This is a genomic window from Mucilaginibacter sp. P4_C11, from assembly GCF_056402115.1.
The window spans coordinates 1-23,241 of the sequence record NZ_JBFUIA010000028.1; the positions used below are offsets into that span (position 1 = coordinate 1).

General features: G+C 44.6%; 23 protein-coding genes. 14 read left to right on the forward strand and 9 right to left on the reverse strand.

Translation table 11 applies throughout. The features are described from left to right. Window positions 1-774 precede the first annotated feature (774 nt). A complete protein-coding gene (locus tag AC1DU2_RS22605; protein ID WP_090653004.1) occupies window positions 775-1,296 on the forward strand; it encodes a tetratricopeptide repeat protein in 522 nt (173 codons plus the stop codon). A gap of 145 nt (window positions 1,297-1,441) precedes the next feature. On the opposite strand, the gene AC1DU2_RS22610 is transcribed toward AC1DU2_RS22605, so the two are convergent. Together AC1DU2_RS22610 and AC1DU2_RS22615 are read right to left on the reverse strand one after the other, a co-directional pair. Continuing rightward, a complete protein-coding gene (locus AC1DU2_RS22610; protein WP_477387051.1) occupies window positions 1,442-1,894 on the reverse strand; it encodes a c-type cytochrome in 453 nt (150 codons plus the stop codon). 2 nt (window positions 1,895-1,896) lie between these two features. Continuing rightward, on the reverse strand, window positions 1,897-3,204 hold the full coding sequence (locus AC1DU2_RS22615; RefSeq protein ID WP_477387053.1) for a PQQ-dependent sugar dehydrogenase: 1,308 nt from the start codon (window positions 3,202-3,204) through the stop codon (window positions 1,897-1,899). 788 nt (window positions 3,205-3,992) lie between these two features. On the opposite strand from AC1DU2_RS22615, the gene AC1DU2_RS22620 reads away from it, so the two are divergent. Then, entirely contained in the window at window positions 3,993-4,889 is an 897-nt protein-coding gene (locus AC1DU2_RS22620; protein WP_477387055.1) for a hypothetical protein, read from the forward strand. Window positions 4,890-5,095: 206 nt separating this feature from the next. After that, window positions 5,096-6,376: a serine hydrolase domain-containing protein gene (locus AC1DU2_RS22625; protein ID WP_477387057.1), complete on the forward strand. Its 1,281-nt coding sequence runs from the start codon at window positions 5,096-5,098 to the stop codon at window positions 6,374-6,376. Window positions 6,377-6,590: 214 nt separating this feature from the next. Here the strand turns inward: AC1DU2_RS22625 and AC1DU2_RS22630 are convergent, their stop codons facing one another. Genes AC1DU2_RS22630 through AC1DU2_RS22640 form a run of 3 tightly spaced genes read right to left on the reverse strand, consistent with a single transcriptional unit; the run spans window position 6,591 to window position 10,622 of the window. Continuing rightward, window positions 6,591-7,283, reverse strand: coding sequence for an arylesterase (locus AC1DU2_RS22630; RefSeq protein WP_477387059.1), 693 nt, complete (start codon window positions 7,281-7,283; stop codon window positions 6,591-6,593). 18 nt (window positions 7,284-7,301) lie between these two features. Then, a complete protein-coding gene (locus AC1DU2_RS22635) occupies window positions 7,302-9,860 on the reverse strand; it encodes an ABC transporter permease (protein WP_477387061.1) in 2,559 nt (852 codons plus the stop codon). A gap of 3 nt (window positions 9,861-9,863) precedes the next feature. Further along, on the reverse strand, window positions 9,864-10,622 hold the full coding sequence (locus AC1DU2_RS22640; RefSeq protein ID WP_477387063.1) for an ABC transporter ATP-binding protein: 759 nt from the start codon (window positions 10,620-10,622) through the stop codon (window positions 9,864-9,866). Between the two features lie 332 nt (window positions 10,623-10,954). Between AC1DU2_RS22640 and AC1DU2_RS22645 the strand changes: the two genes are divergently transcribed. After that, window positions 10,955-11,836, forward strand: a complete 882-nt coding sequence (locus tag AC1DU2_RS22645; protein ID WP_477387065.1) for a glycosyltransferase family protein — start codon at window positions 10,955-10,957, stop codon at window positions 11,834-11,836. A 395-nt stretch (window positions 11,837-12,231) separates the two neighbouring features. On the opposite strand, the gene AC1DU2_RS22650 is transcribed toward AC1DU2_RS22645, so the two are convergent. Further along, window positions 12,232-13,446 (reverse strand): BaiN/RdsA family NAD(P)/FAD-dependent oxidoreductase, encoded by a 1,215-nt coding sequence (locus tag AC1DU2_RS22650; RefSeq protein WP_477387067.1) that lies wholly within the window; start codon window positions 13,444-13,446, stop codon window positions 12,232-12,234. Between AC1DU2_RS22650 and AC1DU2_RS22655 the strand changes: the two genes are divergently transcribed. Genes AC1DU2_RS22655 through AC1DU2_RS22670 form a run of 4 tightly spaced genes read left to right on the forward strand, consistent with a single transcriptional unit; the run spans window position 13,445 to window position 15,758 of the window. Beyond that, window positions 13,445-14,059, forward strand: coding sequence for an NADH-quinone oxidoreductase subunit A (locus AC1DU2_RS22655; protein WP_477387069.1), 615 nt, complete (start codon window positions 13,445-13,447; stop codon window positions 14,057-14,059). The genes AC1DU2_RS22650 and AC1DU2_RS22655 overlap by 2 nt on opposite strands. Beyond that, window positions 14,052-14,534, forward strand: coding sequence for an NADH-quinone oxidoreductase subunit B (locus AC1DU2_RS22660; protein WP_090653327.1), 483 nt, complete (start codon window positions 14,052-14,054; stop codon window positions 14,532-14,534). Before AC1DU2_RS22655 ends, AC1DU2_RS22660 begins: the two co-directional genes overlap by 8 nt. Window positions 14,535-14,538: 4 nt before the next feature. Continuing rightward, window positions 14,539-15,063 carry a hypothetical protein gene (locus AC1DU2_RS22665; RefSeq protein ID WP_477387072.1) on the forward strand — a complete coding sequence of 175 codons (525 nt, stop codon included), beginning with the start codon at window positions 14,539-14,541 and terminating at the stop codon, window positions 15,061-15,063. 32 nt (window positions 15,064-15,095) lie between these two features. Next, window positions 15,096-15,758 carry an ankyrin repeat domain-containing protein gene (locus AC1DU2_RS22670; RefSeq protein ID WP_477387074.1) on the forward strand — a complete coding sequence of 221 codons (663 nt, stop codon included), beginning with the start codon at window positions 15,096-15,098 and terminating at the stop codon, window positions 15,756-15,758. Between the two features lie 468 nt (window positions 15,759-16,226). Here AC1DU2_RS22670 and AC1DU2_RS22675 read toward each other — a convergent pair whose 3' ends face one another. Continuing rightward, a complete protein-coding gene (locus AC1DU2_RS22675) occupies window positions 16,227-16,955 on the reverse strand; it encodes an SDR family oxidoreductase (RefSeq protein WP_477387076.1) in 729 nt (242 codons plus the stop codon). Window positions 16,956-17,209: 254 nt separating this feature from the next. Here AC1DU2_RS22675 and AC1DU2_RS22680 point away from each other — a divergent pair, with 254 nt between their 5' ends. Then, a complete protein-coding gene (locus AC1DU2_RS22680; RefSeq protein ID WP_477387078.1) occupies window positions 17,210-18,103 on the forward strand; it encodes an alpha/beta hydrolase fold domain-containing protein in 894 nt (297 codons plus the stop codon). 119 nt (window positions 18,104-18,222) lie between these two features. Here the strand turns inward: AC1DU2_RS22680 and AC1DU2_RS22685 are convergent, their stop codons facing one another. Then, a complete protein-coding gene (locus AC1DU2_RS22685; protein WP_477387080.1) occupies window positions 18,223-18,852 on the reverse strand; it encodes a hypothetical protein in 630 nt (209 codons plus the stop codon). Window positions 18,853-18,945: 93 nt separating this feature from the next. Between AC1DU2_RS22685 and AC1DU2_RS22690 the strand changes: the two genes are divergently transcribed. Together AC1DU2_RS22690 and AC1DU2_RS22695 are read left to right on the forward strand one after the other, a co-directional pair. After that, window positions 18,946-19,452, forward strand: coding sequence for a hypothetical protein (locus AC1DU2_RS22690; RefSeq protein ID WP_477387082.1), 507 nt, complete (start codon window positions 18,946-18,948; stop codon window positions 19,450-19,452). Next, window positions 19,452-19,985 (forward strand): GNAT family N-acetyltransferase, encoded by a 534-nt coding sequence (locus AC1DU2_RS22695; protein ID WP_477387084.1) that lies wholly within the window; start codon window positions 19,452-19,454, stop codon window positions 19,983-19,985. The genes AC1DU2_RS22690 and AC1DU2_RS22695 overlap by 1 nt, the downstream gene beginning before the upstream one ends. Window positions 19,986-20,100: 115 nt before the next feature. Here AC1DU2_RS22695 and AC1DU2_RS22700 read toward each other — a convergent pair whose 3' ends face one another. Continuing rightward, complete coding sequence (locus tag AC1DU2_RS22700) at window positions 20,101-20,679, reverse strand: fasciclin domain-containing protein (RefSeq protein WP_477387086.1); 579 nt, start codon at window positions 20,677-20,679, stop codon at window positions 20,101-20,103. A 430-nt stretch (window positions 20,680-21,109) separates the two neighbouring features. Here AC1DU2_RS22700 and AC1DU2_RS22705 point away from each other — a divergent pair, with 430 nt between their 5' ends. The 3 genes from AC1DU2_RS22705 to AC1DU2_RS22715 all read left to right on the forward strand — a co-directional run bounded on the left by AC1DU2_RS22705 (window position 21,110) and on the right by AC1DU2_RS22715 (window position 23,205). Next, window positions 21,110-21,505, forward strand: a complete 396-nt coding sequence (locus tag AC1DU2_RS22705; RefSeq protein ID WP_477361417.1) for a hypothetical protein — start codon at window positions 21,110-21,112, stop codon at window positions 21,503-21,505. Between the two features lie 116 nt (window positions 21,506-21,621). After that, entirely contained in the window at window positions 21,622-22,002 is a 381-nt protein-coding gene (locus AC1DU2_RS22710; RefSeq protein ID WP_477361419.1) for a hypothetical protein, read from the forward strand. Between the two features lie 63 nt (window positions 22,003-22,065). Continuing rightward, window positions 22,066-23,205, forward strand: a complete 1,140-nt coding sequence (locus AC1DU2_RS22715; protein WP_477361422.1) for a 5-(carboxyamino)imidazole ribonucleotide synthase — start codon at window positions 22,066-22,068, stop codon at window positions 23,203-23,205. Window positions 23,206-23,241 lie beyond the last annotated feature (36 nt).

The window sequence follows — 23,241 nt, forward strand, 5'->3', positions numbered from 1 at the left end:
ATAGAAAAGATAGAAAAGAGTTTATTCTATGGTACTTGTTCCTCAAGAATAAACAAAATGGCAATAGGTTTTCTTAGCCATATTTGAACTCTACCATGAATAAAAAAAGCCGGACTTTCGTCCGGCCATGGTATCGTTCGCAAATATTATTGCTGGCAGGTTGCACCTCTGCAGAGCCTGGGTACTCTTATATCTGCATTTGCTATATACTGCTTTTTTTAACTAATTCCACCAACTATTTTTGGCATCATTACCAAAGAAAATTGTCATTTCGATAGAGCTTGTGGGGGAATAGAGGGGTCGCGAAAGAGAAATCTTGAACGTGCTGCATCCAAACCAGGCTATCGGAATGCTGGACGTTCAAGATTTCTCCTCACCCCCTTTCGCACAATCTGCCGCTGGTTCGTTCGAAATGACAACTGGTTTTATTAATTGATGAGATCCAAAAGATTTGTATACACGTTCGCCTTTCGACGGACGGTTGTAGTAGTTATCATTAGAGATTTAGCCTAAATTGTCCTCCCAATCCCCCATTTTGCAAATTGCCACATTAATTGTAAATTTGTAAAAAAATAAATGATGCTGTTTAAAAATTCATTCTGTAAAACTATAATGTGGCCCATGGCGCTGCAGCAGAAGGGTTATGCATCAATCATACGCTTCTCCACCCCGGTATAGTAACCATACTTTTAATACCGAAACATTTTTATTACGCATCATTATTAATTACAAAAAGTGCTGATTTTTAGCACAATTTTATACAATACAAAATTTATGGACACTTATTATACTATCGAAGAAAAGTATTTGCAGGCCGTGGATAAACTCTCTTATGGTAAAACTACCAAAGGGCTTAAATTACTGAACGAAATTATCAGCAACGATCCTTTATACGCGCGTGCCCACCACCAACTGGGTATGTTATACTATTACGAAGTGAAAGATTACCAAACCGCAGGCTACCACTTCAAAACCTGTATGGAACTGGAACCTTCATTTCCGGATAACTATACACACTATCTTGATTTGCTTGTGTTTTTGAATATGGAAAAACTGGTAAACAACGTATCTGTTAAAGCCCTGAATACGCCCGGAGTTGATACCGCCGAAGTTTACAGCCTGCTTGGCTTGTTCCACGAAAAAAGCAAAGACTGGACAAAAGCCTTAATTAACTATCAAAAAGCCTTTATGGAAGTAACCGACCATAACGACAAAATTGATATTGAGCAAAGCATCAAACGCATCCGCTCAAAAATGAAGCATACGCTGGCTTATACTTACCAGATAACGGAGTAAGAGGCCTCACCCAACCCTCTCCAAAGGAGAGGGCTTTTGATTTGCAGTATGGAAATCACGTAAACATAAAAACCGGCCAAAAGCCAGTTTTTATGTTTATAAACTTCTGCTCCCTCTCCTTTGGAGAGGGCTGGGGTGAGGCTTTCTATTTCATATTCGCTGCCCTTATTGCCTTAACCTGCGCCGTGCTTACGGCCGATGCTTTGTTGCCAAAGCTATTTCTGATGTAGGTGAGCAAATCGGCAATTTCCTGGTCTTTTAAAAAGTCATGAGCTGCCATGGTGTTAGAGTAGCGCTGGCCATTGATATCTACATCGTCACTAAAACCGTTTAATATTATTTTAATCAGTTTGGCTTTATCGCCCAAAACAAAAGAGGTTTTGGCCAGGGGCGGGTTCATGCTGGGTATCCCCATACCATCTGCCTGGTGGCATGCGGCACAGTTTTCGGCAAATATTGGGGCCCCGGCTGCCATGGATGCCTTTAGTGCAGCCGATGGTTGTTTGCCCGCAGCTTTGTGTTTCCTGGCTTGCGCCTGTAAGCCTGTAGTTATAAAAATAGATAGCAGTAATAGTAAAGGGGCTTTTTTTAAGTCCATTATTATTTTTTATACGTGATTTTGTAAATGGTTCCCTGGTTATCGTCGGTTACATAAAGTGCGCCATCTGGTCCCTGCGCCAGTCCGCATGGGCGATGCTCGGCACTACCTTTGGCAGCTTTTTCGGCACTTCCTGCAAAATTATCTGCAAATACCTCGTATGCGCCGCTTGGCTTGCCATCTTTAAACGGCTGAAAAACTACAAAATAACCGGCCTGCGGTTCTGGCGTACGGTTCCACGAACCATGAAAAGCGATGAAAGCGCCGTTTTTATACTTTTCGGGAAATTGGCTTCCGGTGTAAAACAATAAGCCGTTGGGCGCCAGGTGGCCGGGAAATGCGGCCGCCGGATTTATGGCCGTTTCGCCGCCTTCCTTTTTGCCATCACCTCCGTACTCGGGCATTAATATTTTTTTGTTTTGCTGCCAGTCGTAATACATATATGGCCAGCCGGCGTTATCGCCTTTTTTAATGGCGTACATACACTCGGCAGGCAAATCTGCCGATTGCTTGGTGGTAAAGTATTCCGGGAACAGGTCGTGAAGTTGGTCGCGGCCATGTTGCATCACAAAAAGCTGGTTATTTTGCTGGTTCCAGTCCATCCCAACCACATTGCGTAAACCGGTGGCGTAACGGATGCCATCGCCATAGTGCTGGTTAAGCTTATCGGCTTTAAACTGCCAGATGCCACCTGCCGAATCTAAAATAGGGCAGCCTTTTTGGCCCGGCGAGCCTTTTTTTCTATCGGCTACCTGGCAGGCGTTGGAGTACGCACCAATATTAACATACAGATTGCCATCGTTATCAAGCGTTATGGCTTTGGCCTCGTGCTCATTGCGGCTTAAGAGGCCGGTCACAATTTTTTCTGGCTGATCGGGACTAATTACTTCACTCTTGTCATTCAATTTATAACGGAAAACTTCCTGGTCGGACGATGCATACAGGTAGCCGTTTTTTACAAAGGCACCGGTGCCTTTATAATCGCCAAAGCTTGTTTTCAAAGTGGCTTTATCACCATCCTGTGTTAAATACAAAATGGTTTTGCCATCTTTTATGGTGTTAAGCTTTACATAAATGTTGTTTTGTGGCGTAATGGCTATTTCCCTGGTACCGCCCAATTTCTCGGCAATTGCGGCTGCGCTGAAACCAGCCGGAAGCTTAAGCCCGGCATTTGTCGCAGTTGTAGTTGTGCCGGTAGTATCGCTACCTTTTTTATTATCGGGGTTGCCGCTTTTGCAACTGTTAAGCAGTATAGCGCCGGCAATAGCTGCAACAGGCAGCATTGTCCATACGATGTTTCTTTTTTTCATGGCTTCTGATTGATTATCAAAATAAATAAATATACAGGGAATCCCGAAATCTGATTTGTAGTAATTGTATGACAATTAGGGTTGTTGGGAGAATCTTAAACTGCTGTATAAAATGGTTTATTGGTGTTTATACCTCGAATGAAGCACATATCCACGCGAGGGGTAAAAAGGGAGAATGACGTATATCGCATGGCGGCTACGACTCACCCCGGCTACGCTACGCTGGCGACTTCTCCGGCTCCGCCGCAAAGAGGGTTTTGGAAACATGTTGAGTAAATATTTGATTGTCAAAAAATTAGAAACAAAAACCCTCTTTCCACCGCAGGTGAAGAGAGGGTGGTCGGGCGTAGCCTCGACCGGGTGAGTCTTAGCCTGCGTTCAAGCGAACGTTTATGTGAATGTCAATACGTCATGGGTAGGTATGCAGTAGTAACGGACCTTTTTTAGTTTTAAACAGCCTCTTAAACTGCTGATCTTCATTTACTGCTATTGATCGTGACGAGGCAAATGATTATCTTTCTTACCTTAATAGTAATTGTTAAAGATTGTAACTTCCATACAATGTACTCCTAATAGGCTTAGCCCCTCTAAGCGTTCCCCTATTGTGTATAAAAGTTATGTAGCCAATTAACTTTCACCTACCGTGCACATCCCCGCCAAATTAAATTTCTCACAATCGATACCGGTAACAAATTAAGTACTGATTTATACCAGTTGTAACATATATAGCAACAATGGATTAAACCATTGCCATTGCTGGGGGTCATAGCTATATAAAATTTAACAAAATGAAAAAGTTAATCATAGTATCAGCAATAGCAATGAGTGGGTTAATAGCTAATAAAGCAAACGCTCAATTATCAATACATGTAGGTTTTAATGTTCCTGCTCACCGTGTTTATGTACCAAGCCCTCCGCCTGTTGTGGTTGAAGAGCAACCGGTTTATAATGACGATTACGCCCAGGTAAACTATAACGATGATAGCGATGATTACTACTATTTGCCTGAAGTAGAAGCTTATTACAGCATATCAAACCACAGTTACTATTATAATAATGGCAGCAACTGGGTAACTTGTGCTTACTTGCCAGGCGCATACCGCAACTATGACTGGCGTACCGCTGTAAGGTACGAGGTACGTGGAAACCGCGCTTACATGCACCATGATGTGTACAGGCAAAGGTGGGGCGGATATCGCGGAGATCGCGGTAACTGGGGCCATCGTTTTGAAAGAAGGAATGATGGAGGATATGCTTATCAGGGCCATGATAACAGAAACAATAACCGTGGATGGGATAACGCAAGAGACAATAACCGCGACCGTGGTAACTGGGGTGGCAGGCCCGATAACAGGGGCGACCGTGGCAACTGGGGTGGCAGGCCCGATAACAGGGGCGACCATGGCAACTGGGGTGGCAGGCCAAACAACAATGATAACCACGGTGGCGGCAACCAAAATCATGGTAACTGGGGCGGGCAGCCTAACAATGGTGGCCAGGATCACGGAAACCAAAACCATGGCAACGGGGGCGGACAACCTAATAACGGCGGCCAGGATCATGGAAACCAAAACCAGGGTGGCGGTCATGACCGCGGAAGCAACGGCGGTGGCCAGGACCATGGCAACCGTGGCGGCGGACGCGAATTTGCCGGAAACCGCGGTGGGTTTGGTGTAAGGCAATAAGCTTTCTGCTGATACCAGATAATACAATTCATCTCCCCATATATATAAATGAAAAAGCTGCCTTTGCGGGCGGCTTTTTTTATGCAATGTTTCGGCGGATGAAGCCGATGCCCCAATAAAAAGTAGTAGTCTGTTTAGCTACACATTTCGTTTTATTAAGCAAAAAATCCTACTTTGTATCCAAATTATAAACCTCTCCCCGGGATATGAAAAAGATTGTTGCTTTACTGCTGTTTGTTGCGTTTGCTGCTGATGCCCTTGCGCAGGGTAATACTTTGCAAATTGGTACACCGGCCAATGAAAAATTTTCTACAGAACGTTTGCAGCGCATTGATAACATGATTGAGCAAACCATCGATTCGGGCTATATTAATGGGGCAGTAGGGTTGATAGCCCGTAACGGCAAAATGATTTATTATAAATCATTCGGCATGGCCGATGTTGAACAAAAAAAGTTGATGAATAACGATGCTATCTTTCGCATCGCGTCGCAAACAAAGGCAATTACCAGTGTAGCTGTAATGATGCTTTTTGAAGAAGGTAAGTTTTTGCTGGATGATCCTATCTCCAAATACCTGCCAGCGTTTGCTCATCCAAAGGTGATAGACACCTTCAATCCTAAAGATACAACTTATACCACTGTCCCTGCCAGGCGTGAAATTACCATTCGCGATTTACTTACCCATACTTCGGGCATAGCCTATGCTCAGATCGGCTCGCCTACGATGAATGCCGTTTATGCCAAAGCCCATATTCCGGCCGGCTTTGTTACCGATAAAATACTACTGGCCGATGCCATGAAAAAACTGGGCCCATTACCGTTGGAGCACCAGCCGGGCGAACGCTGGACTTACGGCCTTAACATAGATGTTTTAGGCTACCTGGTTGAAAAACTATCGGGCAAAAGCTTAGACCAGTTTATGAAAGAACGCATTTTTGATCCCCTTGGGATGAAGGATACCTATTTTTATATCCCCACAGCCAAGCAAAACAGGCTGGTGGCCGTGTATACTCCCGATAAAAAAGACCATCTTATTAAGTGGAATGCATCTACTTTTGAGGGCCTTAGCGCCGATTACCCCACTGTTAATGGTACCTATTATGCGGGCGGTGCCGGTTTAACATCTACAATTAAGGATTATGCCACTTTTTTGCAAATGATGCTGAATGGCGGCGTTTATAACGGTCAGCGCTTATTAGCACGGCACACCGTTGAACTAATGACCACCAACCAGATTGGCGACCTGTACATTAACCCCGGTAAAGAGAAATTTGGCCTGGGTTTTGGCCTGACAACCGACATAAGTTCAAAAAAGCTGGGCATAAGCGAAGGTTCATTTGCCTGGGGCGGTTTTTTTGGCACCCTGTATTGGGTTGATCCGAAAGAACACCTGGTATGCCTGTTATTTGTTCAGAACTGGCCATTGCCGCACAACGCCTTCCAGGATAAATTCAGGGCGATGGTTTACCAGGCGCTTACGGATTGAGCACTTTTGAAAATATTGTTGTTGGAAGATTTTTATTCCCTCCCAACGGGAGGGGTGCGGCCGACGTCGTGCGCAAAGGCAGGGAGGGGTTTCGCCGCGCGATTATGAAACTTATACGTAAACGGTTCATAAACCCCTACCTCCTCCTTCCCCAAGGAAGGAATCGCACAACCCTCTGTCGTTTTCGAAATGGTACTGTTACTAATATGTCGCCTTAGTCGTTATCCAACTCACCTTTCAAAACCTCCCAAACATTCCTGGCAACAATTTTAGCGCCTTTTTCGGTTGGATGGATGCCATCGCCCTGGTTAAGGTCGGGGTGGCCGCCTACGCCTTGTAACAGGAATGGCACCAGCGCCATTTTATTTTTAGTGGCCAATGTGGGGAACACCGCCTTAAACTTGTCTACATAATCGGCGCCCATATTTGGCGGTACCTGCATGCCCAGCATTACCAGTTTGGCCGCCGGGTATTTTGCCCTTACCTTATCAATAATAGATTGCAGATTTTTGGTAGTTTCGGTAGGCGATATGCCGCGCAGGCCGTCATTTGCTCCTAATTCAAGTATAAATATATCAACCTTTTGTTTCAAGGTCCAATTTATCCGGCCGTTGCCTCCGGCAGATGTTTCGCCGCTTACCCCGGCGTTAATCACCTTATAGGGTAGTTTTAGCGAATCTATTTTTTTTGCGATAACACCGGGGAAGGCATCTGCCGGGTCATCCAACCCATAGCCCGCAGTTAAGCTATCGCCAAAAAATAAAATAGTTTGCACTTGTGCCGATGCAGCAGACTTCGCGGCAGTATCTGCCGGTGTTGATGTATTGGAGTTTGATTTATCGCCACCGCCGCAACTTGCCAAAGCAAATGTGGCCGCAAGCATAAAAAAGATCTTTACTTTGTTCATAAAACTAATACAACGCGGTTAAGCGTTTGTTCTTAATATCTCTAAAGGCGGTTTGTTCAACACGCCCCGGCTGTTTAACAATCCAATAATTACGGTTAGCAAAGCGATGATGAAAAATAAAATCAACGCAGGCACAAAGCTAACCGAATAAGGGATCTCGAAACTATATTTTGCTAAAAACCATGTACCTGCCACGGCTATTAAAATCCCTGTTAATGCCGATAAACTGCCTAAAAACAGGTATTCCAATGCTGTTATAGCCAATATCTGTTTGCGGCTGGCCCCCAATGTTCTTAATAAAACGCTTTCCTGTATGCGCTGGTACTTGCTGATGCGTACCGAGGCAATGAGTACCACTATACCCGTAATGATGCTGAACGCGCTCATAAAACGGATCACATAACTGATTTTGCTTAACAATTCATCCAAAATACTTAATACCAAACCCAAATCGATAATGGATATGTTGGGGAATTGCCTTACCACAGCCTGCTGAAATGCCGCCGATACCTTGCTTGAGGGCACATGCGTCATCAGCACCTGGAATTGCGGAGCATCTTCCAGTACCCCGGTAGGGAATACCACCTGGAAATTGGTTTGCACTTTGCCCCAGTTAACTTTACGCACACTGGCTACATACGCAGGCATCGGTACCCCCTGAACGTTAAATACCAGCTTATCGCCAATTTTAAGGTGCGCGCGTTTTTGCAGGTTTTCTTCTACCGATACCGGGATGTCTTTCCCGGCTTCGGCCTTGCCTATCCATTTGCCATCCAGCAGTTTCTCTGATGAGGATAATGTATCCCTAAACGTTACCCTATATTCCCAGGCAAATACGCCATGGGGGATTTTGATGGTGGTATCTTTAATTACGTCGGCCGCGGTTTTGCCGTTTATCTGCTCTAACCTCACGGTTACTATGGGCACCTGTTGCAAAACCGGCAACCCATTTTTGCGGGTTACATCGGCTACGGCATCCTTCTGGCTTTTTTGGATATCAAACAAAATCATATTGGATTGATTGCCGCTGCTTGATAAATTCACCTGGCTGATGAGGATGCTCTGGATAAAAAACAACGTACAAATAAAGGCCGTACTTAGCCCGATGGAAACCATCAGGATTAAAGTTTGGTTGTTTGGCCGGTATAAATTGGCAAAGCCCTGTCGCCATAAATAGCTCCAGCCGCTGTTGATAAGCAGTTTCATCACGCGCATCAGCAACCAGGCCACGGCGGCCAATATCATAAAGGCCACTAAAATACCGATGGTGAAAAAGATACTGCCTATCCAGCTATCTAATTGCAAATAGGTAAAGCCTAAAACAAACACGATGATGAGTAAATAAACCAGCCAGCTTAAAGGGTCGCGTTTGCGGCCTGCTTCGTCAAATGACATGCGCAGCGTATTTAGTGGTGATATATTACGCACCGATATCAGCGGCAGTAAAGCAAACAATATTGATATAATTACCCCCAATAAAATACCCTGACCAATAGCCAGCCACGATATCTCGACAGAAATAGTGAAGGGCAAAAAGTCTTTAAAAACCAGGGGCAGTAAATGCTGTATGGCCGTACCTAAAGCTGCGCCCGCTATGGAGCCTATCAGCCCGATGCCAACTATCTGTATCAGGTAAATCAAAAACGCCTCGGATGCTTTAACGCCCAAACAACGCATAATGGCTATCGAGGCTATCTTTTCGCGTACATAAATATGAATAGCGCTGGCTACACCCACGCAGCCCAACAACAAGGCAATAAAGCCCACCAGCGATAAAAAACGGCCCAGGTCGCCAAATGCCCTGCCGGTGTTTTCTTTGCGGGTTTCAATGGTATCGTAGTTCATGCCATTTTTATCTAATATGGGGTCCAGCTTTTTGGTTAGCTTTTCCATATCAACTTTATGGTCGTACTTGTAGTAAAAGGTATAATTTACGCGGCTGCCTGTTTTCATGAGGCCGGTTTGCTCCAGGTATCGCATCGGGATGTACACCACCGGCGCTATCCCCGCCATGGCACCACTTTGCCCGGGGGCTTTATCTAACGCGCCTGCTATCAGGAAATGTTCGGTGCCTATGCGCACCGAGTCGCCAACCTTGGCGCCAAATTGCAGCATCAGCGTTTTATCAACCAGCGCAGTTTGGCCTTGCTTAAAAGAGGTGCCGGCAATCTCGGGCGTGGTTTCTATAGCGCCGTAGTAAGGGTAATCGCCCTGCAAAGCCCTGATCTGTACCAGCCTGGTGCCCTTGCTTTTGGGGAAATAGGCCATCGATGCAAAACTCCGCTCGGTTGATCTTTTATCGCCCAGCGAGTCGAGCATCTTCTTCAGTTTAACATCCGCAGGCTTATTGCCCGATATCAGCAAATCGGCACCAATGAGGGTTGCGGCCTGGCCATTTACATCGTTTTGCACATTGTACCTGAACGAGTAGATAGCCACCAGCGCAGCAATACCAAATACAATGGCCGATATGAACAGGAACAACCTCGACCGGTTTTTCCTGCTATCGCGCAAGGCCATGTTAAATAGCCAGGCAACGTTTGTTTTTCGTTTATAATTAACCGGATTGGTGTCCATAACTTACCCGTTAATTGTTTTTTCGTCGGATACCAGCTTGCCGCCTTTTATCCTGATGATGCGTTGTGTTTTGGCCGCAAGGTCAAGGTCGTGGGTTACTACAACCAGGGTAGTACCGGCCTCTTTGTTCAGGTCGAAGATGAGTTTAATCACCTTTTCGCTGGTTTCGGCATCAAGGTTTCCGGTTGGCTCGTCGGCAAAAAGGATCTTGGGCGCGTTTGAAAACGCGCGGGCCAGCGATACCCGTTGCTGCTCGCCACCTGATAGCTGCGATGGATAGTGATGCCCGCGGTCGGCAAGGCCAACTTTGTCCAGCAAATCCAGTGCACGTGCTTTAATATTTTTTTCGTTTCGTAACTCCAGCGGCACCATCACATTCTCTAAAGCGGTAAGCGTTGGCAGCAATTGAAAGTTTTGGAAAATAAAACCCACATATTGGTTACGCACCTGCGCGCGCTGGTCTTCGGTTAAATTGCCCAGGCTGATGCCATTTAGCTCCACCGATCCGGTGCTTGACCTATCCAGCCCGGCACATAGCCCCAGCAGGGTAGTTTTGCCGCTGCCCGATGGCCCGACAATAGCATTGGTAGAGCCTTCAGTGATGGCGAAGTTGATATTATCAAGCACGGTGAGCGTACGCCCGGCGCTTTGGTATGTTTTACTGAGATCTTGAATATTAAGGATAGTTTCCAACGGATAATTTTTATGCTTTGATGATTTACCAACCAATTTGTTACCGCATCGGTTTGCATAAATATCCATGAAATAGCCAGTTTATAGCTATAAGCTGCAGTGTTTTTTGATTTAATGACATAGCTGTGGCTTAAGTGGTGAGTAGTCAGTGTTGAGTAGTGAGTGTTGAGTATTGAGTTCGACGGTTAGAGTCGGCTTATATAACGATTTTACAATTTCCTGTTTAAAATAATCCGATTCATAACGCACAACTATCCTGTCAGGCAAGTTGAATAAAGAGGGTGAACTAACTCGGTGATGACCTTCGGATGAGTCTTCACCCGGCATGTCAACGGTTCTTTACCTATGGCATTGCAAAGCTTTTTTGAACACCAATCACATTTTAAATACCTTTGCCCCTAATGAAAGTATCCGGATTTACCTTTATCAGAAACGCGGTTAAAAACGATTATCCAATTGTGGAGGCTATCAGCTCCATTTTGCCCCTTTGCGATGAGTTTATCGTAGCCGCCGGCAATTCTGATGATGGCACACGCCAACTGATCGAGGCCATCGGATCGCCAAAAATCAAGATCATCGATACTATTTGGGATGATTCGCTGAAAGATGGCGGCCGGGTGTTCGCGGTGGAGACGGATAAGGCCTTCGCGGCCATATCGCCGGATAGCGACTGGGCATTTTACATCCAGGGCGATGAGGCGGTGCATGAAAAGTACCATCCCCTTATCAAAAAGGAGATGGAGGCTGCGCTTAACAAACCCAACATCGAGGGCCTGCTGTTTAAATACCTTCACTTTTACGGCTCCTATGATTACTACGGCGATTCGCGCAGGTGGTATCGCCGCGAGATTCGCCTGGTAAAAAACATTAAAGGCATCCATGCCTACCGGGATGCGCAGGGTTTCCGCCTTAACGACCGGAAGATTAAAGTAAAGCTGATTGACGCGTACATTTACCACTACGGCTGGGCCAAACCCCCGCAGGGATTAAATAACAAGATCCGCAACTTCAACAAGTTTTACCACGACGATGCCTGGATGGAGCAAAACCTGCCCGAAACTTTTGAGTTTGATTACAGCAACGCCGATAAGCTGGTCCGCTTTACCAACACGCATCCCGCACCTATACAAAAACGCATTGCCGCCACCAACTGGAATATCGACTTCAGCACCAAAGAACTGCGCAAAGCGATGACTTTTAGACGTAAGTTTTTGCAGTTTGTAGAGAAGTATACCGGCTGGCGGATAGGGGAGTATAGGAATTACGAGATAGTGGAAAGGTAGAAGGAACCCTTAAAGAGCGGGGGCCTGCGCGATTCCTTCCTTGGGGAAGGAGGAGGTAGGGGTCTCGTCAGGCGTTCAAGCCGCTTTTTACTCGTCGCTTGTATAAACCCCTCCCTGCCTTTGCGCGCAATTCAACCGCACCCCTATCGTGGGGGCTACTGTGTGTACACAAGTTTTGGAAACTTATCAATAAATAGAAAAATGTCATTTCGAACGAACCGGGGCGGGCATTGAGCGTTGGCGTGAGGAGAAATCCTATACGTCATGCTTGCAAATTTGCATGGTTGAATGCATGTGGTATAGGATTTCTCCTCGTACCTCGTTCGAAATGACATTTTCTTTTGGTTTAAAGATGTGTACACACAGTAGCCCGCCGGGAGGGAATAAAAAAAGAGCTACAAATTCTGCGCTATCACAAACCCGCTGGCCCAGGCCCATTGAAAATTGTAGCCGCCAAGCCAGCCGGTTACATCTACACATTCGCCGCCGAAGAACAGGCCGGGTACTTTTTTAGCTTCGAGGGTCTTGGACGATAGCTCGTCGGTTGATACGCCGCCGCGCATTACTTCGGCTTTGTCGTAGCCTTTATCGCCGGCGGGTTTTACTTTAAACTCGTGTATCAGCAGGCTAATATCTTCAATCTCGGTTTTGGTGAGCGATGCCAGATTTTTCTCTACCGGCAGCCTGTCGCTCAATGCCTCGGCAAATTTGCGGGTGTACAGGCCGGCCAGGTAGGCCAGCAGCATTTTTTTGCCGTTGGTTTCTTTTTCCTGCTGAATCAGGTCGGCAATGTTTTGGTTGGGGAGCAGGTCGATGTTGATGGTTTCGCCAGGTTTCCAGTAGGATGAGATCTGCAATATGGCCGGGCCGCTCAATCCCCAGTGGGTAAACAATATGTTTTCTTCAAAGCTGATCCTGTCGTTCCAAACGCGGCAAAAAATGCTGTTGCCGCTCAGCTGCTCAAACCAGGGCTGATCTTTGCCGGTAATGGTAAGCGGTACCAGGGCGGGGGCGGTATCGGCTATTTTTAAATCGAACTGGCGGGCAGTACGCAATCCAAAATCGGTAGCGCCCATTTTGGGGATGGGTAATCCGCCGGCTGCTATAACCACATTGGGCGCGCTTATAAATTCCTGTTTGCCATTAACCTCAACCCGAACGGTAAAACCACCGTCAGTTTTTTCAACCATTTTCACCTCGGCATTGCACCAGATATCCTGTTCCATATCGGCACATAGATTGGTGAACACCTCTACTATATCTTTAGCCTTATCACTTTCGGGAAACAGCTGGCCCAAAGTTTTTTCTTTGCCTGTAATGCCGTAGGTTTCAAAAAAACTGATGGTATCGTCCACCGTCCATTGTGAAAAGGCTGATTTACAAAAATGTGGGTTTTGCGATATAAATTGCTGGTCGGTAGCGTACAGGTTAGTGTAATTACAGCGGCCGCCACCACTTATCAGGATCTTGGCACCTACCCGGTCGGCTTTTTCCAGCACCAGGGTACGCTTGCCCAAAAAGCCGGCTTGCACCGCGCACATGAGGCCGCAGGCGCCGCCGCCAATAATTATTGCGTCAAAATCTGTTTGTTTTGTTAATTTTGTTGTCATGACCGAGGTTTCGCAAATATCAGAATTTGGAAAGATACTCATCTTTCTTATCACCGGGATAATAATGGTGTGCGTGATATTCTTTTTCAACCGGTTACTGGCCCCCAGCAACCCCAATTACGAGAAGCTAACTTCCTATGAATGTGGCGAGGAGCCTACCGGCAATGCCTGGCTGCCCTTCAATTCGCGTTTTTATGTTATCGCCTTAATATTTTTATTGTTCGATGTCGAGATGGTGTTTGTATTCCCCTGGGCTACCGTTTTTGGCAACCACGAGCTGATTGCTGCCGATAACCGCTGGGGATGGTTCTCGCTGGCCGAGATGTTTATCTTTTTAGGCATCCTGATATTGGGCCTGGTTTACGTGTGGGCCAAAGGCGATTTGGAATGGATAAAAGCCAAACCAACCGTACCCACAACTGATGTAAACATCCCGCTGTCGTTTTACGAGCAGCTGAACCTGGAGCAGGGCAAATTTGTTGTAAAACCATTTAGCCTGACTAACGAACCGGTTGCTGCACCTGAACCTGTTGCTGCCGAAGCACCTGCGGAGGCCGCCCCGGTACGCAAGCCCATGTTTAAACCCACCTTTAAAAAGCCCACAAATGAGTAGCGATATAACCAGCGAAGACGGCGGTGTAGTGATCACCAAAATGAACGACCTGCTTAACTGGGCGCGTTTATCATCCCTGTGGCCTCTAAGTTTTGGGATAGCCTGCTGCGCTATTGAAATGATGGGTTCCATGGCATCCACTTACGATCTTGACCGTTTTGGCGTATTCCCCCGCCCATCAGCCCGCCAGGCAGATGTGATCATTATAGCAGGTACGGTTACCTTTAAAATGGCCGAACGCATCAAGCGCCTGTACGAGCAAATGCCCGAACCTAAATACGTGATCAGCATGGGCTCATGCTCCAACTGCGGCGGCCCGTACTGGCAGCACGGTTACCACGTGGTGAAAGGTGTAGATAGGGTTATCCCGGTTGATGTGTACGTACAAGGCTGCCCACCCCGCCCCGAAGCTTTGATTGGCGCTATTTTGGAATTGCAGAAGAAGATTGAAGGGGAGCGGTTGATAGGGGCGTAAAGAAATGACCGGAAGAAAACCTAAACCAAAACCTTTATTTTATTTTGAGGCATTTAATCCCTGGGATGTACTATTTATTTTAGTTTATGGGACAGCTACAATTGGTGTTTTGCTATATTTACATTGTGGTGCTGATAAATCTAAAAACGAGGTTTTAATATTTTATACTGTTGCTCCTCAATTGCTTAACTATTTTCTGAATTACAGCTCTTTAAAAAATCTCAGATCCTATTTTATATGGATTGGGTTTGCAGTTGTACATATCTGCATATATTGCTTTTTGAAAAATGATCCCTTTTACGAACGATCAAGGGGGCTTTTGCTAAATACTATTGTTTTATTAATTCTATATCAACTGCAAAGGATCGTAAGCCTTAAAATTCAAAACCAAGAATTGGCAATGCCAACCAAGGATTGGAAGGATCTTTTTACCAACAGAAGCGTAACTTTTTTGGATTTTATTCTGTTTGTGATTTATTTTGGATGTTTTTATACGCTAACAATTTTTGCAGCTTCCCATACATACTGATTAGTCATTATAAATCATTAGAAGGCGGTATCATGATAAAGTGGTTTAAGAAAAAGAAAAGTTTAAAAGATCAGGTACTATCATTACTTAGTATTGCTAAAATACTGGGACTTAACCAGCGCGATTTAGATAACTCTAAAGAATACCTGGAATATAACGAATATGGATTATGCTTCGAAATCCTGATAACCCAAATGCATGAGTATAATATCGGGATAGATAACGACGTATATTTATTGATAAGCGATATTGCAGCGAAGATGAAGTTACCTGCTGAAGAATATTCCTTTATGCAGGAGTTGGTGCGCGATAATCCTGAGAAAACCGCTGCTGTGATAAAATTTCCGTTTCATCAGCAGGTATTGAGCGGAGAAATAGAAAATGTTAAGGCTGTGCTTACCCCGGATACTAATTTAGATGAACTTGATGAGTTGGGTAATTCGCCTTTGCATTGGGCGGTGATGAGGGGAGATTTGGATATTGTTGAATTACTACTAAGCAAAGGAGCTAACCCTAACGTTGTTTGTTCGGACGGCTACACACCTAAATGGAGCGCAGCGGATTTTGGGCTCACCGGGATTGAAGAACTATTGACATCATTTGGAGGGAAAATAGCTACTAATGAAAATTTTGACAAGGTGTCGTGGTCGGTGTTCAAAGGGTTTTTAAACGAGCCGATGCCTGGTGAAGAATGATAATTAAAAACCAAGGAGGTCCTTATAGTCCCCGATCAATTTGAGAAGCAACTTAAAACGGAAGCGGTCAAACGAATGCCTATGTAAATTCCAATATATCACGGGTAGTTGTAAAGTTTCGCGAAACTCTGAAGGGAGAATGACATTGAATAAGGTAATTGTCATCCCGAACGTAGTGAAGGATCTATTCGCGAACTTTTCTGTCGGCGATGCCTGTCGGTTAATAGATTCTTCACTACGTTCAGAATGACAAAGGGGTTGTTTATAATATATTATGGTTAGGAATCAGCGAATTACAGACTTGTCATACAATGAACAAGACAAGACATACACGGTAGCGCGAAGAGAAAACTACCTCTTGAGCGTAGCGAAAAATCTTATACGCACTGCATTCAATTTATAACGTCGGATTGTATATCGTAAAAGATTTCTCACTCGTACCTCGTTTCGAAATGACAAATGAGTGGGTTACCCTTCCGGGTTCAATCGCGCAAATACCCCTTTTATCACATCCGGGCCGCCGTTGGCCATTGTTTCGCTAAAGCCAAAGGTTAGTTCGGTTTTGCCGTCCTTCAGTTGTTCAAATATAGCTTCGATAAAAGCGCTTACCGGTGGGTGGGCATCGTGCAGGCCCTTGCCGCCCAGGTCGGTATTTAGCGCGGGTGGAATAATTTCTATTACCTCAACATTCCTGGCTTTTAACAGGTGCCGTGCCGATAACGTAAACGAATGGAAAAAAGCCTTGGTTGCCGAATACACGGGTACGTTGGTAAACGGCACAAACGCCAGACCGGATGTTACATTCATAACCGTGCTCAGGGATTTTAAATTCAAAAATAACGACATCAGGTGCAGCGGGGCTTCAATGTTGGTGGCTATCTCGTCCTTCGCGCGGGCAAAAAAATCATCGTCGGTAATTTTCATCCAGTTTTGGATGCCGGCGTTGTTCACCAGTACGTTTGTATCGCCGTGGTTTTCGGCAACCCAGTTGTAAAGTTCCTCGCGGCCGGCTTCTGTAGATAAATCGGCTACTTTTGTAATTACCGATGGGTATTTTTCGGCTGTTTCCTGTAAAACAGACTCGCGCCTGCCGCAAACTATAACGGTGTTGCCTTCCTGTATAAACCGTTCGGTAAGCCCAAGGCCAATGCCGCTTGCGCCGCCGGTTATTAATATTTTATTGCCAGATAAATTCATGGTGTTGTTTTAATTGATATCACAAAGATGCGTACAGGCAGGCATCGGCAGGTTACGAATTTCAAACCATAGTTTGCAAAATTCAAATAACGTAAGTGCCGCAAAATGTAGAGACGCTTAATTGCGTCTCCCGCGTTTAGGTTTACGCTTACAAAGTTCACTTGTCTGGCGTGCGACGCAATTATGCGTCTCTACAATGAATTTTCAGGCAAAAAACATCAATCTAAAACCTATCTTTAAGCAACCAATAAATTATGAAAAAGCTTATCGTTTTAATCCTGCTGTTCAGCAATTGCGCTATTGCCCAAACATCTACCCCCAAACAGCCATTTTTCCCCAAGGGGACAGTGCTGTATGGCGATATTAACTACGCCGGCGACACGTTAAAAAAACACCTGCTGGATATTTACCTGCCGCCGGTGGTAAAAAGCAGCTACCCGCTTATTGTTTGGGTTCATGGCGGTGCCTGGATGCTGAATGATAAATATGCCGATATGGGCTACATGACCGAAACCCTTAAAGGCTTTATTGATAGGGGATATGCCATAGCCTCGATAGATTACCGCCACAGCACAACCGCGCCTTTCCCGGCGCAGATTCAGGATTGTAACCAGGCGGTGGAGTTTTTATACCAGCACGCGGCTAAATACAAACTGGATAAGGATAAAATCGCCCTCATGGGGTTTTCGGCAGGCGGGCACCTGGCTTCGCTGATGGGTTTATCCAATAACGATAATATTAAAGCATTTTATGCTGATGGCAAAAAGCCGTCGTTTAAAATTAAGCTGGTACTTGATTTTTATGGGCCGTCGGACTTTTTGTCGATAAAAGGCAATGAATCAACCGACCCTAACAGCCCGCTAACCTTGTTGCTTGGCGCCAGGGTGTTCGACCGGCCCGACCTGGCAAAAATAGCCAGTCCGGTTACTTATGTTGATAAAAACGACCCGCCATTCCTGATTGTGCAAGGCGAAAAGGATGAATCTGTAAACCCCGGCCAATCTATTTCGCTCAGTTTGCACCTCAAGCTTGCCGCCGTAAAAAATGAATTGATTATTGTGCCCAACGCCCCGCACTATGGGGTAATGTTTGATGCGGAAGATGTAAGGAATAAAGTGTTTGCCTGGCTGGACGAGTATTTGAAGTAGGGATTTTTTTTTCGTAGAGACGCATCACATGCGTCTCCCGCGTTTAAGTTTGCGTCTTCAAAGTTGGCCTGCATGGTGGGAGACGCATGTGATGCGTCTCTACAGTGTTTTTTTAATCGTTACGATAGCATCACATTACGCTCTTTAACAATCTCTTTCAGCAGTACCTGTAATATCACTGCGTTCCAGTCGTTGGCGAAGTTTTTGCTTTTGCACTGCTTTTTGTTTTGGCAGTTGTAAATCATAAAATAGGTGCTGTAACTGCTAACGGCTATGGTGTGCCAGGGTAAAATGTCTTGCTGGTCCCAACATATACCGGCAAAATGGAAACTGATACCGCAAAGCTCAAAAGTCTGGTGAATTTTGTACAGGTCGTGGTAATAGTTAAACAGGTTTACAAAGTAGTTTTGCCATAGCTGCTGTATAATATCATTCCAAAGCCTGCCATATATTTCTTTACGGACGCCGTAATAACTGCCCAGTTTAATGCGCGAAATTTTACGCTCGTAGTTTTGTACCTCGATAAAATACTGGCGGCCAAAAACAAACTTATAGCCTCTTACCCAGCTAACCCCATACCTGAAAGCCGCAATATTGGCGGCAGGCAAAAAAGCAGAAGAAGCAAACGGTGAATTTTTTTGTATAGTAATGCCATCTGTGTTAAATACCAGCTTTCGGGTTATTTTTTGCGTAACAAGGCCGGGTATTTCAATTATGTTGGTAGCATTCATCCGCATAAAAATAAGCATCAGTTTTAATATTTTTTTACAGATAAAAAATAAAAGGCCCTGTTCGTATGGTTTTTATAAAAAGTATAACTTTATACCATAAAATAAACCGCCATGGCAGCACAAAACCAACCATCAAAGCTCAAAGATGCCTTGCCTACTATTTTCTGGCTTAGTTTTTTAACCGGCACGCTTGATGGTATGGCAGCCATCATCTGGAGTTTTATTACCAACCCCAAGGTGGGCGCCGATGTTATTTTTGAATTTATCGCAAGCGCTGTATTTGGCAAAGCGGCTTTTACCAGCGGCACGCAAATGGTAGTGGCTGGTGTGTTTTTTCATTACCTTATAGCGTTTTTGTTTACAGCTACGTTTTACCTGCTTTACCCTTTTTTTGATAAACTTATCCGTAATAAATACATTATCGCCGTTGTATACGGCATTATAGTTTGGTTGGTAATGAACCTGGTTGTAGTGCCCTTAAGTAAAATTGGTTACCATCACATTAAAGTGCATGTAGCTTTAACCGGGTTGGTTATCCTTATCATTTGTATTGGTATACCCGTTGCGCTTATTGCCGATAATAAATACTGGAAAGGTAAATTTTCGCCTAAAAAATAATGAGTATCGTTTTTCCATCGGCCGTTTTCCCGCAATTAAAAACCGACAGATTGGTTTTAAGGGAACTTGTACATGCAGATAGTGAGCAGCTTTTAGCCATCCGCAGTAATGAAGCTATAAACCGTTTTATAGGACGCAGCAACCAGCAAACGATGGAAGCTATTAATCAATTCATCCAGGCCCGCAAAAAGGATAGGCTTGACGGGAAAGGCGTGTACTGGGTTATCCAATTAGAAAACACTCCCGGCGTTATTGGCACCATTTGCTGTTGGAATTTTGACTACGAGGCGGCAACAGCCGAGATTGGCTACGAACTGCTGCCAGCATACCACGGCAAGGGCCTTATGCGCGAGGCCATTGAGAAGGTTATAGCGTTTGGGTTTAACAATATGCTGCTTAAAACTATAACCGCCTGGCCAATGCCACAAAATGAGCCATCGGTAAAACTATTAGAGCGCAGCGGATTTACTTATTCGGAAGCGATAGACGGGCAACTGGTTTATAAATTGAACAACACGAGTTTGGTTGATTAATAGCAGCCAATAAAAAAGGGTCTGGCGTTTTACTGCCAAACCCTTTGGATTTAAAATTGATCATTAATCCCCGTAATTATACCGGGATGCCTTGTATTAAGCGCATCGATGCTAATTATTGCGGCATCAGCACGCCATTTAAGCCGTGGATAACGCCGTTTGAAGCCATGGTATCAAACGATATAACTAAGGCTGCATTCCCTTTGGAGTCTACAATTTGCAAATTGCTTTTATCGTTTACCGATAGGGTAAGGCTATCACCGTCTATTGTTTTTAACACTGCTTTCCCTTTGCCGGCGCTCAAAGCTTTAATAATATCGGCTTTGGTATATTTACCGGCAACTATATGGTATTTGAGCACTTTGGCCAGTTTACCATGGTCCTTAGTCAAATCGTCCATAGTGGGTTTTGGCACTTTGCTGAATGCTACATCATTTGGTGCAAATACAGTGAATGGGCCGGGGCCTTTTAATTCAGGTTCCAGGTCGGCAGTTTTAACGGCCAGTGCTAATGGAGCAAAATCTGTAGTGCTGCTTAAAACGCCAACTACATCGCCCGATGCGGCAGCAGGAGCGGCGGTTGTAGTTGCAGGGGCTGTTTTAGTTGTATCTGTTTGCTGGGTTTGCGCCATAACGTTGTTCGATAAAAATCCGATGCCTAACGCGGCCACAGCAATTAAAACTGACTTTTTCATGTTCATCTTTCTTTTTGATTTTGTTCGTAAATTAAATGTAAATGAGTAGCAGTTTTTCTGATAGTATTTTCTTTTAAGTTATATAATTAGTGAATTAATACTGATGTTATAACTAATAATTACACAAAAGGTTTTAGATAGACACGAATTGCACGGATTGGGGTGAATTGCACGAATTGGAAAAGAACGCGAATTTCTTGAATTTGAATAGGTTAAACAGGTGTGGATGCTGCGATTTTTTTTGACAGAAATTCAAGCTGAAGGTGCAATTGATTGTTGAATAAGGGGAGGGCAGGACAGAAAAACTACCTAAAAAAGGTACTTATTCACGGGCGGGCATCGCGGTCTTTATTCGGTATTTCTATTTCGGCAATAAAAATGTAGTTTTAAAAAATTGCCGTTCGGCCTTCCGGGGCTTGTTATATATATTATGAAAATCTGGAAATTACTTTTATTTCAATACCTTTTTTCGGTGCTATTATCCATCGTGCTCAGTTTTGTATTCTTTTTAATTACGGTTAAGGGCGATTTGGATAGTCACTTGATACCCATAACCTTAATCGGAGCGTTTTTTCTCAATCTCCCGCTAACTTTGCTCTGGATCCCGGGCCTTTTTATGTCTATAAACTTTAAAAACAAAAAAAGTAAAGCATTTATAGCGTGTTTTATTACGCCCGTTGCTATTTTGGGTTATGTGCTGTTTGGCTCGAAGATGCAATACGGCGATAAAGAATTTTATGCCACACAGGTAATTTCGCAGATAATTGTACTATGCTTTATGTTTTTCAGGAGATTAACACCTGATAATATTGTTGAAGAAGATTGAAAGATCGCTTATGTAATTTTGTGACATTGATATTAAAGCTTTAAGCAAGCTATTGCCTTATTTTGCAGCTGCATACAAAACATGGCCTGCGGGCTATGCTCAAAAAACATTCAACTATGAAAGTACTCGCCAGGCAGCTATTTAAAACGGTTATATTTTCTGTCATTTTATCAATAGCAGTTAACAGCATTTATTACGCCGTTACCCAAAAGGGGGCCGACTACTCCACCGCTTTGCCTAAAATTTGCGAGGGGATAGTATTGCTCAACATTATTGTTTTTATAATGTCGCTGCCATCATTATTCCTGGTAAACCCAGCTTACTGGAATAACCTGCCGGTAAGGTTGCCGCTGTATTTTGGCGGGTCGATAGCGTTTATCGTAACCATATTTACCATGCAGCTGCCCCCGCAGTATAAGGTAATTTACCTGTTAACCGGGTTCGTTTTTTTAATAGTGCACAGCGTTTTTTACTACCTGAGGGTAAAAAAAGGATAACAACCCAGATATAAAAGCAGGTTATGGGTTTTTGAAAGATTTCAGGTAAACTTGCAACATCAAATGAAAGCATTTTACGGAGATTTAAAATTAGGTATTTTAGGCGGCGGCCAGTTGGGGCGCATGCTGATACAACAGGCTATAAATTATAATGTTACGGTTAAAATCCTCGATCCCGACAGGGAAGCTCCCTGCCGCAAACTTTGCGACGAGTTTACCGTAGGATCGTTAGGCGATTACGAAACCGTATACAACTTTGGCAAAACTGTTGATTTGCTTACCATCGAAATTGAGAAGGTAAATGTAGATGCGCTGGAGCAGCTGGAGAAAGAAGGTGTACTGGTTTACCCCCAATCGCGCATCATCAGGCTGATACAGGATAAAGGTTTGCAGAAGCAATTCTTCAAAGAAAACGATATTCCTACAGCCGATTTCCAAATCATATCATCGCCCCGGGAATTACAGCAAAGCACCATTCCTTTTCCTTATATTCAAAAACTCCGCAGGGATGGTTACGATGGTAAAGGCGTGTACAAGGTAGTTGATGAAAGTTACCTGGATAAAGCTTTTAAAGAACCCAGCCTGATAGAGCAATGGGTTGATTTTGAAAAAGAAATAGGCGTAATAGTAGCCCGCAACGAAAATGGCGAAGTAAGCACCTTCCCGCTGGTCGAGATGGAGTTTAACCCGGAAGCCAACCTGGTTGAGTTTTTAATTTCGCCCTCAACCCTGCCATTTGAAGTGCAGCAGGAAGCAGAGCAGATAGCCAAAAAAATAGCCGAAAGCCTGAAAATTGTTGGCCTGTTAGCCGTTGAGATGTTTTTAGATAAAAACGGCAAAATATTGGTTAATGAACTGGCCCCCCGCCCACATAACAGCGGCCACCAAACCATTGAGGGCAACGTGGTATCGCAATTTGAGCAACATTTAAGAGCCATATTTAACCAGCCATTAGGCGACACCGCCTGCCTTAACAACGCCATTATGGTAAACGTTTTAGGCGAAGCCGGCTACGAAGGCCCCGCCGTTTACAAGGGAATAGAGAAAGTACTGAAAGTGCCGGGTGTGTATATTCACCTTTACGGAAAAGCGCTGACAAAACCGTTCCGCAAAATGGGACATGTGACGATAGTAGATGCGGATAGAGAAAAGGCGATTGAGAAAGCAAGATTTGTGCAGAAGACTTTAAAGGTGATAAGTTAGTCGCAACATGTCGTTGCGAGGAACGAAGCAAATTCC

What these genes read in the sequence shown, in the direction of transcription:
- AC1DU2_RS22690 (WP_477387082.1), top strand. Translation starts at nt 18,946, where the DNA reads ATGGCAGCACAAAACCAACCATCAAAGCTCAAAGATGCCTTGCCTACT.
- AC1DU2_RS22710 (WP_477361419.1), top strand. Translation starts at nt 21,622, where the DNA reads ATGAAAGTACTCGCCAGGCAGCTATTTAAAACGGTTATATTTTCTGTC.
- AC1DU2_RS22680 (WP_477387078.1), top strand. Translation starts at nt 17,210, where the DNA reads ATGAAAAAGCTTATCGTTTTAATCCTGCTGTTCAGCAATTGCGCTATT.
- AC1DU2_RS22605 (WP_090653004.1), top strand. Translation starts at nt 775, where the DNA reads ATGGACACTTATTATACTATCGAAGAAAAGTATTTGCAGGCCGTGGAT.
- AC1DU2_RS22665 (WP_477387072.1), top strand. Translation starts at nt 14,539, where the DNA reads ATGACCGGAAGAAAACCTAAACCAAAACCTTTATTTTATTTTGAGGCA.
- AC1DU2_RS22645 (WP_477387065.1), top strand. Translation starts at nt 10,955, where the DNA reads ATGAAAGTATCCGGATTTACCTTTATCAGAAACGCGGTTAAAAACGAT.
- AC1DU2_RS22630 (WP_477387059.1), bottom strand. Translation starts at nt 7,283, where the DNA reads ATGAACAAAGTAAAGATCTTTTTTATGCTTGCGGCCACATTTGCTTTG.
- AC1DU2_RS22660 (WP_090653327.1), top strand. Translation starts at nt 14,052, where the DNA reads ATGAGTAGCGATATAACCAGCGAAGACGGCGGTGTAGTGATCACCAAA.
- AC1DU2_RS22715 (WP_477361422.1), top strand. Translation starts at nt 22,066, where the DNA reads ATGAAAGCATTTTACGGAGATTTAAAATTAGGTATTTTAGGCGGCGGC.
- AC1DU2_RS22620 (WP_477387055.1), top strand. Translation starts at nt 3,993, where the DNA reads ATGAAAAAGTTAATCATAGTATCAGCAATAGCAATGAGTGGGTTAATA.
- AC1DU2_RS22610 (WP_477387051.1), bottom strand. Translation starts at nt 1,894, where the DNA reads ATGGACTTAAAAAAAGCCCCTTTACTATTACTGCTATCTATTTTTATA.
- AC1DU2_RS22625 (WP_477387057.1), top strand. Translation starts at nt 5,096, where the DNA reads ATGAAAAAGATTGTTGCTTTACTGCTGTTTGTTGCGTTTGCTGCTGAT.
- AC1DU2_RS22650 (WP_477387067.1), bottom strand. Translation starts at nt 13,446, where the DNA reads ATGACAACAAAATTAACAAAACAAACAGATTTTGACGCAATAATTATT.
- AC1DU2_RS22655 (WP_477387069.1), top strand. Translation starts at nt 13,445, where the DNA reads ATGACCGAGGTTTCGCAAATATCAGAATTTGGAAAGATACTCATCTTT.
- AC1DU2_RS22615 (WP_477387053.1), bottom strand. Translation starts at nt 3,204, where the DNA reads ATGAAAAAAAGAAACATCGTATGGACAATGCTGCCTGTTGCAGCTATT.
- AC1DU2_RS22675 (WP_477387076.1), bottom strand. Translation starts at nt 16,955, where the DNA reads ATGAATTTATCTGGCAATAAAATATTAATAACCGGCGGCGCAAGCGGC.
- AC1DU2_RS22700 (WP_477387086.1), bottom strand. Translation starts at nt 20,679, where the DNA reads ATGAAAAAGTCAGTTTTAATTGCTGTGGCCGCGTTAGGCATCGGATTT.
- AC1DU2_RS22685 (WP_477387080.1), bottom strand. Translation starts at nt 18,852, where the DNA reads ATGCTTATTTTTATGCGGATGAATGCTACCAACATAATTGAAATACCC.
- AC1DU2_RS22695 (WP_477387084.1), top strand. Translation starts at nt 19,452, where the DNA reads ATGAGTATCGTTTTTCCATCGGCCGTTTTCCCGCAATTAAAAACCGAC.
- AC1DU2_RS22635 (WP_477387061.1), bottom strand. Translation starts at nt 9,860, where the DNA reads ATGGACACCAATCCGGTTAATTATAAACGAAAAACAAACGTTGCCTGG.
- AC1DU2_RS22670 (WP_477387074.1), top strand. Translation starts at nt 15,096, where the DNA reads ATGATAAAGTGGTTTAAGAAAAAGAAAAGTTTAAAAGATCAGGTACTA.
- AC1DU2_RS22705 (WP_477361417.1), top strand. Translation starts at nt 21,110, where the DNA reads ATGAAAATCTGGAAATTACTTTTATTTCAATACCTTTTTTCGGTGCTA.
- AC1DU2_RS22640 (WP_477387063.1), bottom strand. Translation starts at nt 10,622, where the DNA reads ATGGATATTTATGCAAACCGATGCGGTAACAAATTGGTTGGTAAATCA.